This window comes from Humidesulfovibrio sp. (genome assembly GCF_035560995.1).
Classification (GTDB): Bacteria; Desulfobacterota; Desulfovibrionia; order Desulfovibrionales; family Desulfovibrionaceae; genus Humidesulfovibrio.
The window spans coordinates 1-11,889 of the sequence record NZ_DATMYK010000125.1; the positions used below are offsets into that span (position 1 = coordinate 1).

An 11,889-nucleotide genomic window follows, 5' to 3' on the forward strand; every position below is an offset into this window, starting at 1 on the left:
TGCAGGCGGGCGGGGGCGAAGCTTTGCGCTTCACGGTGGAGATTCTGCACCTGCATGGCGAGAAGTACCCCTCCTTCGGCCCGCTCAGCGCCATCAACCTCGACCTTGAGGTGACCGAGCGCACGCCCGGCGGTTTTCGCGCTCTGGGCGGCATCCGCGAGGCGCGGGGCATCCGCCTGCATGTGGTGGGCAAAAAATTGGGTGAGCTGGCGGACGGAGCGGTCTGCGCCTGAGGCTCGCCAGTTCTGAAAGGCCGGGGGATTTCTCCGGCCTCTTGGTTTGTTGGCGGCTTAGCGCTGCAGGCTGCTGAAAATGGCGATGACGAGCAGCACGATGACGACGACGAGCAGCACCCGTACGGAGAGCCAGGAGGGCTGCTTGGGTGCTGCGGTTGGGGCTGCAGCCTGCGTTTGGGGCGGGGGCGGCTGCATGGCCGCCTGGGCCTTGCGCTTGCCCCAGCGGTAGCCCATGAACACCAGCAGGATGGCGATGAGCATTCCGGCTTTGGTGAACATGTGCGCCCCCGTGTGCTGATGGTTTTTGAGCGGGTGGTATGAGCGGTAAAAAGACGGGGCGCCTCTTCAAGCGGAAGGGGCGCCCCGTTTCGTTCGGGCTAGATGACCTTGTTCAGCGGGTACTCGATGATGCCTTCCGCGCCCAGAGCCTTGAGCTCCGGGATGAGGTCGCGCACGATGCTCTCGTCCACCACGATCTCGACGGACAGCCAGGCCGGGTCGGAGAGGCTGCTCACGGTGGGCGAGGTCAGGCTGGGCAGCAGGGTGGCGGCCGCATCCATCTTGGCCTTGGGCATGTTCATCTTCAGGCCCACCATGCGCTCGGCCTTGAGCGCGCCCTGCAGAAGCAGATTCATCTTCTCGATCTTGGCGCGCTTGAAGGGGTCTTCCCAGGCCTTCTTGTTGGCGATGAGCCTGGTGTTGGTCAGCAGCAGGTCCTCGATGATCTTGAGGCCGTGGGCGCGGATGGTGGTGCCGGTCTCGGTCACTTCCACGATGGCGTCGCACAGGCCTTCCACCACCTTGGCCTCGGTGGCGCCCCAGGAGAAGGCCACTTCCACAGGGATGTTGCGCTCGGCGAAGTACTGCTTGGTGAAGTTCACCAGTTCGGTGGCGATCTTCTTGCCCGCCAGGTCCTCGGGCTTCTTGAACGGGGAGTCTCCGGCCACGGCCAGCACCCAGCGCGCGGGGCGGTTGCTCACCTTGGAGTACACGAGGTCGGAAACGACCACGACGTCGGAGTTGTTCTCCAGAATCCAGTCCTTGCCGGTCAGGCCCACGTCGAGCACGCCCTGTTCGACGTAGATGCTCATTTCCTGAGCGCGGCACATGCTGCAGCTGATCTCGTCGTCGTCGATGTCTGGGAAGTAGTTGCGGGAGTGCAGGCGGATCTTCCAGCCGCTTTTTTCAAACAGCTTGATGGTGGCGTCCTGAAGGGAACCCTTGGGCACGCCCAGCTTCAGCTTGTTGGTCGTATTGTTGGTGCTCATTTTCCGTAGACCTCCTTGGGGTCGAATACCATGGGCGAGCACTCGCGTTCGGTGTCGCCGGCAAGTTCGCGGTAGAAACAGCTTTTGCGGCCCGTGTGGCAAGCCGCCCCGCCCAACTGGGTCACCTGGATGAGCACCGTGTCGGCGTCACAATCCAGGCGGATGGTATGGACCTTTTGCACATGGCCGGAGGTGCCGCCCTTGTGCCACAACGTGTTGCGGCTGCGGCTGTAGTAGTGGACCTCGCCCGTTTCGAGCGTCTTGTCCCAGGCCGCCTCATTCATATAGGCCAGCATGAGCACCTCTCCGGTCTGCGCCTCTTGGGCGATGACCGGCACCAGACCGCCGCACTTGGCAAAATCGGGTCTGAGCATGGAAACCTCGCGAAGAATCGTCTGCGCGGCAGGTGGTTAAAGCCGCGCAGCGAGAGCGGGTATACGCAATCCCGCTTCGCTTGTCCAACTTCGGCGGGCGCTCATTTAAATCCGATTTTTAGGTGGGGAATGTTTTGTGCCGGATATCACAAGACCCCAGAACGACAATAACCAGATGATTGGGAAGGGGTTTTATTTCATACAAAGTGCGGGATTTTCGCCGACATCCCTTGACGCGATTGACGGAATTCGGTAGTCACGGGGAAGACAATATTCCCTACCTTTCTGGCGGAATTCGCGTTGGCTGCTTCCTGGCAGTCTCGCGGAGTCTCGAGTTTTACGGTTGCGGCAAATCCTCTCAAACGTACGAGGCAAGGAACAACAACATGGAAAAAGGAAGAGTGCTGCTGCTGAGCGCTGGGGCCGTCGTCGCCCTGGCCGTGGTCTCGATCCTGAGCCTTGAGGCGCAGGGGGTCGGGGAGGCGCAGGCAAACGCAGCCGCCAGGGCGGACGTGGTGAAGATCGACGCCATGAAAGCCCTGGGCGCGCTGGAGCTGCCGCCTGTCACGTTCTTGCATGACAAGCACACGGCGGCCGTCGAGAAGGCTGGCAAGGACTGCAAGGCCTGCCACCTGGAGAAGGACGGCAAGCTCGTGGTGAAGTTCATGCGCGAGAAGGACACCACCGCGACTGAGGTCAAGACGATCTATCACAAGAACTGCATCGGCTGCCACACCGACCTGGCCGGAAAGGGCCAGAAGACCGGCCCGCTGGACGGCGACTGCCGCTCCTGCCACGACGCCAAGAGCAAGATCGTCTCGGCCAAGCAGCCCGCAGGCTTCAACAACGCCCTGCACTTCCGCCACACCGAGACCAAGGAGATTCCCTCCGGTCTCAAGAGCGAGTCCGGTGAAGTCCAGAAGGACAACTGCGACCGCTGCCACCACGAGTACAACAAGGAAACCAAGAAGACCTTCTACGCCAAGGGCAAGGAAGGCTCCTGCCGCGTGTGCCACCTGGAGAAGCCCAGCAAGGACGTCTCCAGCATGGCTCAGGCCTCGCACGCCTCTTGCGTGAACTGCCACCTCTCCCTTGCCAAGGCCGGCAAGAAGGAGACCGGTCCGGTGCAGTGCGCGGGCTGCCACAGCAAGGAAGCCCAGGACAAGATCGCGGCCAAGAACAAGGAAGCCGTGGCCAAGGCCCCCGAGGGCGCCAAGCTCATCCGCCGCGGCCAGCCCGACCTGACCATCCTGTCCATCGACAAGCCCGCGGAAGGCATGAAGCCCCTGGCCATGAGCCCGGCGGTGTTCAACCACAAGGCCCACGAGAAGAACGTGGACACCTGCCGCAGCTGCCACCACAAGGAGCTGAAGGCCTGCAACAAGTGCCACACCCTCCAGGGCAGCAAGGAAGGCGGCTTCGTCCAGCTTGAGCAGGCCATGCACCGCGCCACCGCGAAGCAGAGCTGCATCGGCTGCCACAACACCAAGAAGGCCGATCCCAAGTGCGCGGGCTGCCACGACCAGATGAAGCTGCGCAAGAACCCGGCCCAGGCCGAGTGCAAGAAGTGCCACATCGGCGGCAAGCTCTCTGTGCCCGCCGAACCCGGCTCCATGCCCGCCTACTGGAACATGAAGCCCGAGGAAAAGGCCGCCGCCGCCGCGACCCTGCTGAAGGACCGCCCGGAAAAGGCCGACATGTTCACTCTTGAGGACATCCCGGAAAAGGTCGTCATCAAGAGCATGGTGAACGAGTACGAAGCCTCCGAGATGCCGCACCGCAAGATCGTGCTGAAGCTCGCTGAGAACATCAAGGACTCCAAGATGTCCGGCGTGTTCCATGCCGATCCGGGCACCCTGTGCCAGGCCTGCCACCACAATGGCCAGCCCGGCGCCAAGAAGCCGCCCAAGTGCGTGAACTGCCACGGCAAGCCCTTTGACGACAAGCAGCCCGGCCGCCCCGGCCTCAAGGCCGCCTACCACGGCCAGTGCATGGGTTGCCACAAGTCCATGGCCCTGAAGAAGCCCCTCAATACGGATTGCGTGGGCTGTCACAAGGAAAGGAAGAAGTAGGCCGGACCCCGGCATAATAAGGAGCACGTCCATGAAGAGAAGACAGTTTCTCGGCTTGCTGGGCGCCGCGGGGATCACGGCCACCCTGGGCACGACTGCGCAAGCCGCCGGTGGCAAATCCTTTGACGGCTATCCCGATGCCAAGGGCGTCCTTTTCGACGCCACCCGCTGCATCGGCTGCCGCAAATGCGAAGCCGGCTGCAACAAGGTCAACAAGCTGCCCGCGCCGCCCAAGCCTTTCGAGGATCTCACCGTCCTCGACAAGGAGCGCCGCACGGATGAGAAGACCTACACTGTGGTGAACAAGTACCAGGGCAAAAACGGCCCGCTGTTCCGCAAGATCCAGTGCAACCATTGCATGGAGCCTGCGTGCGCGTCGGTCTGCTTTGTCCGGGCCTTCACCAAGAACCCCGACGGCTCGGTGACGTACGACGCCAGCGTCTGCGTGGGCTGCCGCTACTGCATGGTGGCTTGCCCGTTCAACATCCCGGCCTACGAGTACAACGACCCCCTCACCCCCAGGGTCATGAAGTGCACCATGTGCCATGACCAGATCACCAAGGGTGAGATCGACGCTCCCGGCTGCGTCTCCGCCTGCCCGAAGGAAGCCCTGACCTACGGCAAGCGCGAGGACCTCATCGAGGTGGCCCGCGAGCGCATGAAGAAGAACCCCGGCCGCTACGTGAAGCACATCTACGGCGAAAAGGAGATGGGCGGCACCAACTGGCTGTATCTGGCCGGTGCGGAAGGTTTCGGCGCGCTGGGCATGCGCGAGGATCTGGGCAACAAGAGCGTGCCCGAGATCAGCGCCGGTCCGCTGTCCGTCGTTCCCATGGTGGCGGCCCTGTGGCCGGCGCTTCTGGGCGGCGTGTGGGCCATGAACAAGCGCAAGGAAAAGGTGGCCGAGGAAGAACAGAAGGCCGCCGTGAAGGCCGCCAAGGCCGCCACCAAGGCCGAGGCCGACGCCAAGATGGCCAAGGCCATGGAAAGCGCCGAGCGCGACAAGGCCCAGGCCGTTGAGCGCGAAGTGAAGCGCGCCCTTGAGGAAGCCGAGGCCGCCCGCAAGGAAGCCGAAGCCGCCAAAACCGACACCGCCGATAAAGACGGGGAGGGGGCCTAAATGACCACTGAAAACAAGTCTCTCATGACCCCGGTGAACATCATCACGGGCATCATCCTGGCCATCGGCCTGGTGATCACCGTGCTGCGGTTCACCAAGGGCCTGGGCGCGGTGACCAACCTCGACCAGAACAACGCCTGGGGCATCTGGATCGGCTTCGACCTGCTCTGCGGCGTCGCACTGGCGGCGGGCGGCTACACCACAAGCTCCGCCTGCTACCTGTTCGGCCTGAAGAAATACCACTCGGCTGTGCGCCCGGCCATCCTGACGGCCTTCCTGGGCTACGCCCTGGTCGTCTTCGCCCTGCACTACGACGTGGGCCGTCCCTACCGCCTCGTGTACCCCATCTTCCTGCAGCCCGGCACCACGTCGCTGCTGTATGAAGTGGGCCTGTGCGTGTTCCTGTACGTCACGGTGCTGGCCATCGAGTTCAGCCCCGCCGCCCTGGAGTGGCTGGGCATGAAGAAGCTGCGCAACACCGTGCACAAGCTGACCCTCGCCCTGACCATCTTCGGCGTGGTCCTGTCCACCCTGCACCAGAGCTCCCTCGGCGCCCTGTACATCGCGGTGCCCAGCAAGCTGCATCCCCTGTGGTACTCGCCCTACCTGGCGATCCTCTTCTTCGTGTCGAGCATCCCGGCTGGCCTGTCCATGGTCATCTTCGAGGGCACCCTGGCCCACAAGCCCTGGCACCACATGATGGACAAGACCCATCTGGAGGAGCACGAAGGAGTCATCCTCGGCTTCGCCCGCGGCGCGTCCATCGCCCTGGCGGCTTACTTCTGCGTGAAGCTGGTTGCCGTGGCCTACGACGACAACTGGCACTACCTGGCCACGGGCTGGGGCGCGTGGTGGCTGGTGGAGGTCCTGGGCTTCGTGGCCCTGCCGAGCCTTCTGTACGCCATCGGCAGCCGCGAAAAGAACATCAAGCTCATCAAGTGGACGGCGGCCCTCACCGTGTTCGGCATCATCTTGAACCGCTTCAACGTGTCCATGGTGGCCTTCAACTGGCAGCTTCCTTCCAGCCAGCGCTACTTCCCGAGCCTGACCGAGATCATGCTCTCCATCTTCGTGGTGACAGTGGGCGTGACGGTGTATCGTTTCATCGTCAGCCGCATGCCCATCTTCTTCGAGCACCCCGAATACAAGGACGCCCACTAAAGGAGGCGCATCGTGGAATACTACGTTTATCACGACTTCATGATGCACACCAAGAGCATCACCTACATCCTGATGGGACTGTTCGTGGTGGGCTTCTGGGGCATCTGGGCGTTCATGACCTCGCGCGACGAGGAAATCCACAAGTTCCCAGAGCACGACAAGGAGTAGGCCATGTATCAGATCATCACCGGACCTCTCTTGTGGCTGACCTTCCTGGTGTTCGTGGGGGGGCTTGCCTGGCGGGTCTACACCTACATCAAAGGCCTTGACTGGAAGCTCGACCGCGTGGCCTACGGCACCCAGACCGCCTATGGCGTGCGCGGCGCGGCCAGAAGCATCGCCGCCTGGATCGTGCCCTTCGGCTCCCAGGGCTGGAAGGTGAAGCCCATCTTCACCATCCTGTTCTTCGTCTTCCACATCGGCATCGTCGTCACCCCGCTGTTTTTGGCGGGTCACCTGGTCATCTTCAAGATGCGCTTCGGCTTCGCCTGGCCGGCCCTGCCCATGATCCTGGCCGACGTGCTGACCGTGGCCATGCTGTGCGCGGGCGCGTTCATCATCGTGCGGCGCATCGCCCTGCCGGAAGTGCGCATCATCACCAGCCTGTACGACTACCTCCTGCTGGCCATCACCATCGCGCCCTTCCTTACGGGCTTCATGGCCGTGCACCAGCTGGGCGGCGACTACAAGTTCTGGCTCTACGCGCACATCCTCTCCGGCGAGGTCATGCTCTTGGCCGTGCCCTTCACCAAGCTGTTCCACGTGGTGGGCTTCTTCCTGTCGCGCGGCCAGCTGGGCATGGACTACGGCATCAAGCGCGGCGGCATGAAGGGCGACATGGCGTGGTAGCCGCAAGGCCTGCCCGCCACCAAAGCAGTCAAGGAGACGAAAGCAATGCCCGAAGGTAAGTTCTGCAACCGTACGCCCGTGAACACCCAGGAAGCCCTCGAGGCTCTTCTGGGCGACAAGGGCGGCAAGCAATACTACGCGGAAATGGAAGAACTGGACGTGGATACGGCGAAACTCGCCGCCTCCATCAAGAACACCTGCAAATCCCGTACGGGCACATGGCTTGAAATGTGCGCCCACTGCGGACTCTGCGCCGATTCCTGCTTCCTGTACCTGTGCAACAATCGCGACCCGAAGCAGGTCCCGGCCTACAAGATCCAGTCCACTCTGGGCGAAATGGTCAAGCGCAACGGCGACGTGGACAACGAGTTCATGCGCCATGCCATGGAAGTGGCCTGGAGCCAGTGCACCTGCTGCAACCGCTGCGGCCAGTACTGCCCCTACGGCATCGACATGGGCGTCATGTTCAGCTACCTGCGCGGCCTGTTGCACTCGCAGGGCTTCGTGCCCTGGGAGCTCAAGATCGGCGCGGGCATGCACCGCGTGTTCAAGGCCCAGATGAACGTCACCGACGAGGACTGGACCGAGACCTGCGACTGGATGTGCGAAGAGGCCCAGGACGAATGGCCCGGCCTTGAGATCCCCATCGACAAGCAGGACGCGGACATCATGTACACGGTCAACGCCCGCGAGCCCAAGCACTACCCGGAGGACGTCTCCGAGGCGGCCATCCTGTTCCACGTGGCGGGAGAGAACTGGACCGTGCCCAGCTCCGGCTGGGAGCAGACCAGCCTCTCCATGTTCGCGGGCGACTGGGAAGCCTGCAAGATGCAGGTGGAGCACGTGTACGCCGCGGTCGACCGCCTGAACCCCAAGCGCTGCGTGGGCACCGAGTGCGGCCACGCCCACCGCGCCACCGTCATCGAGGGCCCCTACTGGGCCGGCCGTCCCGACGGCCTGCCGCCCAAGCCCTACCTGCACTACGTGGAGTGGCTGGCCGAGGCCCTGCGCCTGGGCAAGATCAAGATCGATCCGGCCAAGCGCATCAAGCAGCTGGTGACCTTGCAGGACTCCTGCAACTACATCCGCAACTACGGCTTGAAGGCCATCACGCGCGAGATCGTGAGCTACCTGGTGGAGCCCGGCTACTTCGTGGAGATGAGCCCCAACAAGGAGCACAACTACTGCTGCGGCGGCGGCGGCGGCTTCAACGGCATCGGCCGTTTCCGCAAGCAGCGCAACCGTGCGCTCATGACCAAGCGCGACCAGATCCTGGCCACCGGCGCCAAGCTGGTCATCGCGCCCTGCCACAACTGCTGGGACGCCATCCGCGACCTTGAGGAAGAGTTCAAGATCGGCATCAAGTGGAGCTTCCTCAAGCCCCTGGTCATCAGCATGATGGAAGTGCCCGAGCACTTGAAGCCGCAGGAAGAAGAATAGCCCGTAATTGCCCGCGGGGAGGGGGACACGCGCCCTCTCCCCGCGCCTTTTCCACAACCCACCCCCGCACATAACTCGGAGAGTCCATGCGCCTGAGCACAAAGAGCCGCTACGGCACACGTATGCTCATCGACATCGCCGAGAACTACCACGACGGTCCTGTGTCCGTGGCGGAAATCGCCTCCCGCACGGGCATCAGCGAAAAGTACATGGAGAAGCTCATCCGCAAGCTGAAGAAGGCCGGGCTCGTGCTTTCCAAGCGCGGACCCAAGGGCGGCCATGTGCTGGCCAAGCCCGCCGCCAGCATCACCGTGGGCGATATCGTTCGCGCCCTGGAGGAATGGGTGGTGCTCAAGGGCTGCTCCCTGTCCAAGGACACGTGCAGTTCCTGTGTGCGCGTGGCTTCCTGTCCCACCAAGGATGTTTGGGAAAAGGCCAACGCGGCCATGTTTGAAACCCTGGACACCTACACGCTGCAAAGCCTGCTCAAGCCCTCGCGCCCAGCCCTCTAGGCATTAGCCGCTTTTTTTTGCGCCGCATCTTGTGCGAACCTCCCGCTTGGTCTAAAGGTAGAACAAGGGGAGGTCGATAGACAGGAATGCATCGGCTTCGCACCCCCTTAAAACACAAAGTTTTTGAGAACATGCCGGCAGCGGCGGCCTTGTTTTAAACGTGTCCCCCCGGAGCGCCCCGAGCGGCCGGGCGAATTTGCATCGCGGAGGGCTCCATGCTCAAGAATCTCTCTCTGGGTACCAAAATCGGCGGCGGCTTCGCTGTGCTCATTCTCATCTCCATGCTGCTCGGCGGCGTGGCCGTGTTCAACATGAAACGCGTGGGCAACATCGCCGATGCCCTCGAGACCGAGATCGCTCCGCAAGTGGCCGTCGCAGTCGAGGTTGAGCGCGCCTCCTTGCTGACCATGTACGATATGCGCAGCTACTCTCTCTCCGGTGACGAGACCCTTTGGCAAGGCGCCAGCGCCCACCTCACGGAAGTGGAACAGGCTCTGGGCAAGGCTGCCGCGCTCATCCAGAAACACCCCGAACTGATCAAGCTGAAAGAGAATTCAGCCAAGGCCAGCGCCAAGGTTGCCGAGTACAAGGCCCTTGCCCAGAAGACCCATGACCTTGAGACGGCCAAGGATAAGGTCGTCGAGGAAATGGTCACCCAGGGCAATGAGTTCATGCGCATCAGCAGCGAGTTCCAGGACTCCCAGGTGAAGCAGGCCAAGGACGAGCTCAAGGGGCGGGTTGACGGCAAGAAGATGGCCGACCGCATCGAGAAGATCGACCTGATGGGCGACGTGATGAATGCCGGCAACACCATCCGCTTGGCCAACTGGAAGACCATGTCCACCCGCGACCAGAAGTTCATGAATGAGGCGATGCCCAATTTCGAGACCATCGAAAAGAAACTTGACCAGGTTCGCGCCCTTACTCGCCAGGAAGCCAACCTCAAGCAGTTGGATAGTGTGAAGGCCGCTGCGGTGGCCTACAAGAAGAATGTCGAGGATCTGCTGAAGATTCAGACCTCCATGGCCGAGCTTGGCAAGCAGCGCGCTGTTGCCGCCCAGGGCGTGGTCGACGCCGCTTCCGAGACCAGCGCCGTCGGCGTGAAGGAGACCATCGAAGGGTCCGCCGCCGCCGCCAGCGCCCTTGCCGCCGCCTCCGGCATCCTCATTGGCGGGCTCGCCATAGCCTTTGTGATCTCCATTGTGCTTGCCTTGTTCCTTACCCGCGGCATCACCCGCCCGGTCATGCTCGGTGTGGACTTCGCCAAGCGCATGGCCGAGGGCGACTTCACCGGCCGCCTCGACATTGAGCAGAAGGACGAGATCGGTGTGCTGGCCCAGGCCCTGAACGACATGGTCGCCCGCCTGCGCGTGGTCGTGTCCGACGTGCGCGGCGCCACCGACAACGTGGCTTCCGGCTCCGAGGAGCTTTCGGCCTCCAGCGAATCCCTGTCCCAGGGCGCGACGGAACAGGCCGCCGCCATCGAGGAAGTTTCCTCCAGCATCGAGGAGATGGCCTCCAATATCCGCCAGAACGCCGACAACGCCCAGCAGACTGAACGCATCGCCCTGCAGGCCGCCAAGGACGCTCAGGAAGGCGGCGTGGCCGTGGGCCAAGCCGTGGTGGCCATGAAGAACATCGCCGAGAAGATCTCCATCATCGAAGAGATCGCCCGGCAGACCAACCTGCTGGCCCTGAACGCAGCCATTGAGGCCGCCCGCGCGGGCGAGCACGGCAAGGGTTTCGCCGTTGTCGCCGCCGAGGTGCGCAAACTGGCCGAACGCAGCGGCAACGCCGCAGGCGAGATCAGCGAACTCTCCAGCTCCACCGTCACCGTGAGCGAGAAGGCGGGCGAAATGCTCATGAAGCTCGTGCCCGACATCCAGCGCACAGCCGAACTCGTGCAGGAAATCGCCGCCGCCACCGGCGAGCAGAACTCCGGCGCGGAGCAGATCAACAAGGCCATCCAGCAGCTCGACCAGGTCATCCAGCAGAACGCCTCGGCCTCCGAGGAAATGGCTTCCACCAGTGAGGAGCTCTCCAGCCAGGCCCAGCAGCTGCAACAAACCATGAGCTTCTTCCGCGTTGATGGCGGCACCAGCATCATGCGGCCCAGCAAGCCCAAAGCCTTGCCCGCTGGGCCTTCCGCCGCTCCCAAGAGTCCCTCGCGGCCGGCCCCGCGCCCCAGCGCGCCCAGCGCCAGCGCGTCCAAAGCCGCGAAAAAGGGCGGCATCGAGCTTGACTTGAGCCCCGACTCGGACGATGGCGAGTTCGAGAAGTTCTAGGAACGCCACCGGCCACCAGGAGACAGCAATGGCAGAGAAAAGCGCCATCGAGACCAGCCAGCACCTGACCTTCACCCTGGGCAAGGAAGTCTTCGCCCTGGACATAGCCAGCGTGCGCGAAGTGCTGGAACTCACCGCCATCACAAAAATACCCCGCACACCGGACTTCATGCGCGGGGTCATCAACCTGCGCGGTCACGCCGTGCCCGTCATGGACCTGCGCCTGAAATTCGGCATGCCCAAGGCCGAGACCACCGTCGACACCTGCATCATCATCGTTGAAGTGGATTTCGAGGGCGACCGCATCATCATGGGCGGCATGGTCGATTCCGTGCGCGAAGTGTTCGAGCTGCCCGCCGACCGCATCGAAAGCGCGCCGCGCATGGGCACCTCCATCAGCACCGAGTACATCAAAGGCATCGGCAAGCAGGACGACGTGTTCATCATCATCCTGGACATAGGCCGCATCTTCTCCGCCGCGGAGCTCGCCCTCGCGCGGGAAGCCCAGAAGGACGCCGCGTAGCTTCAAAAGAGCAACCGGGGGAAGGAGGAGGCTCCGCCTCCCCCTTCCC

13 protein-coding genes are annotated in these 11,889 nt (G+C 62.9%); 10 read left to right on the forward strand and 3 right to left on the reverse strand.

Going from position 1 to position 11,889, the window contains the following annotated elements; genetic code table 11:
* A partial coding sequence (locus VN419_RS04955; protein WP_325645064.1) for a hypothetical protein occupies positions 1-233 on the forward strand: 233 nt, incomplete at its 5' end.
* A gap of 57 nt (positions 234-290) precedes the next feature.
* On the opposite strand, the gene VN419_RS04960 is transcribed toward VN419_RS04955, so the two are convergent.
* The 3 genes from VN419_RS04960 to hisI form a co-directional block, all read right to left on the reverse strand.
* Entirely contained in the window at positions 291-515 is a 225-nt protein-coding gene (locus tag VN419_RS04960; protein WP_325645066.1) for a hypothetical protein, read from the reverse strand.
* A gap of 98 nt (positions 516-613) precedes the next feature.
* Positions 614-1,504, reverse strand: a complete 891-nt coding sequence (gene hisG / locus VN419_RS04965) for an ATP phosphoribosyltransferase (protein WP_325645069.1) — start codon at positions 1,502-1,504, stop codon at positions 614-616.
* Positions 1,501-1,878, reverse strand: coding sequence for a phosphoribosyl-AMP cyclohydrolase (gene hisI / locus VN419_RS04970; RefSeq protein ID WP_325645071.1), 378 nt, complete (start codon positions 1,876-1,878; stop codon positions 1,501-1,503). The genes hisG and hisI overlap by 4 nt, the downstream gene beginning before the upstream one ends.
* Positions 1,879-2,264: 386 nt before the next feature.
* Here hisI and hmcA point away from each other — a divergent pair, with 386 nt between their 5' ends.
* The 9 genes from hmcA (at position 2,265) to VN419_RS05015 (ending at position 11,840) form a co-directional block, all read left to right on the forward strand.
* Entirely contained in the window at positions 2,265-3,950 is a 1,686-nt protein-coding gene (gene hmcA / locus VN419_RS04975; RefSeq protein WP_325645073.1) for a sulfate respiration complex hexadecaheme cytochrome HmcA, read from the forward strand.
* 31 nt (positions 3,951-3,981) lie between these two features.
* Positions 3,982-5,070 carry a sulfate respiration complex iron-sulfur protein HmcB gene (hmcB, locus tag VN419_RS04980; RefSeq protein ID WP_325645075.1) on the forward strand — a complete coding sequence of 363 codons (1,089 nt, stop codon included), beginning with the start codon at positions 3,982-3,984 and terminating at the stop codon, positions 5,068-5,070.
* Positions 5,071-6,231 (forward strand): sulfate respiration complex protein HmcC, encoded by a 1,161-nt coding sequence (gene hmcC / locus VN419_RS04985; RefSeq protein WP_325645080.1) that lies wholly within the window; start codon positions 5,071-5,073, stop codon positions 6,229-6,231.
* A 12-nt stretch (positions 6,232-6,243) separates the two neighbouring features.
* Positions 6,244-6,399 (forward strand): sulfate respiration complex protein HmcD, encoded by a 156-nt coding sequence (hmcD, locus tag VN419_RS04990; protein ID WP_325645092.1) that lies wholly within the window; start codon positions 6,244-6,246, stop codon positions 6,397-6,399.
* Positions 6,400-6,402: 3 nt separating this feature from the next.
* Positions 6,403-7,080, forward strand: a complete 678-nt coding sequence (gene hmcE / locus VN419_RS04995) for a sulfate respiration complex protein HmcE (protein ID WP_325645082.1) — start codon at positions 6,403-6,405, stop codon at positions 7,078-7,080.
* Positions 7,081-7,125: 45 nt separating this feature from the next.
* Positions 7,126-8,520, forward strand: coding sequence for a sulfate respiration complex iron-sulfur protein HmcF (gene hmcF / locus VN419_RS05000; RefSeq protein ID WP_325645084.1), 1,395 nt, complete (start codon positions 7,126-7,128; stop codon positions 8,518-8,520).
* A gap of 86 nt (positions 8,521-8,606) precedes the next feature.
* Positions 8,607-9,032 carry an Rrf2 family transcriptional regulator gene (locus VN419_RS05005; protein WP_325645086.1) on the forward strand — a complete coding sequence of 142 codons (426 nt, stop codon included), beginning with the start codon at positions 8,607-8,609 and terminating at the stop codon, positions 9,030-9,032.
* 215 nt (positions 9,033-9,247) lie between these two features.
* Complete coding sequence (locus VN419_RS05010) at positions 9,248-11,317, forward strand: methyl-accepting chemotaxis protein (protein ID WP_325645088.1); 2,070 nt, start codon at positions 9,248-9,250, stop codon at positions 11,315-11,317.
* Between the two features lie 28 nt (positions 11,318-11,345).
* The gene (locus VN419_RS05015) at positions 11,346-11,840 is read left to right on the forward strand and encodes a chemotaxis protein CheW (RefSeq protein WP_325645090.1); all 495 of its coding nucleotides are present in this window, start codon (positions 11,346-11,348) and stop codon (positions 11,838-11,840) included.
* Positions 11,841-11,889: the final 49 nt, after the last annotated feature.

Coding starts and splice junctions, on each gene's coding strand:
- VN419_RS04960 (WP_325645066.1), bottom strand. CDS start 515: ATGTTCACCAAAGCCGGAATGCTCATCGCCATCCTGCTGGTGTTCATG.
- hisG (WP_325645069.1), bottom strand. CDS start 1,504: ATGAGCACCAACAATACGACCAACAAGCTGAAGCTGGGCGTGCCCAAG.
- hisI (WP_325645071.1), bottom strand. CDS start 1,878: ATGCTCAGACCCGATTTTGCCAAGTGCGGCGGTCTGGTGCCGGTCATC.
- hmcA (WP_325645073.1), top strand. CDS start 2,265: ATGGAAAAAGGAAGAGTGCTGCTGCTGAGCGCTGGGGCCGTCGTCGCC.
- hmcB (WP_325645075.1), top strand. CDS start 3,982: ATGAAGAGAAGACAGTTTCTCGGCTTGCTGGGCGCCGCGGGGATCACG.
- hmcC (WP_325645080.1), top strand. CDS start 5,071: ATGACCACTGAAAACAAGTCTCTCATGACCCCGGTGAACATCATCACG.
- hmcE (WP_325645082.1), top strand. CDS start 6,403: ATGTATCAGATCATCACCGGACCTCTCTTGTGGCTGACCTTCCTGGTG.
- hmcF (WP_325645084.1), top strand. CDS start 7,126: ATGCCCGAAGGTAAGTTCTGCAACCGTACGCCCGTGAACACCCAGGAA.
- VN419_RS05005 (WP_325645086.1), top strand. CDS start 8,607: ATGCGCCTGAGCACAAAGAGCCGCTACGGCACACGTATGCTCATCGAC.
- VN419_RS05010 (WP_325645088.1), top strand. CDS start 9,248: ATGCTCAAGAATCTCTCTCTGGGTACCAAAATCGGCGGCGGCTTCGCT.
- VN419_RS05015 (WP_325645090.1), top strand. CDS start 11,346: ATGGCAGAGAAAAGCGCCATCGAGACCAGCCAGCACCTGACCTTCACC.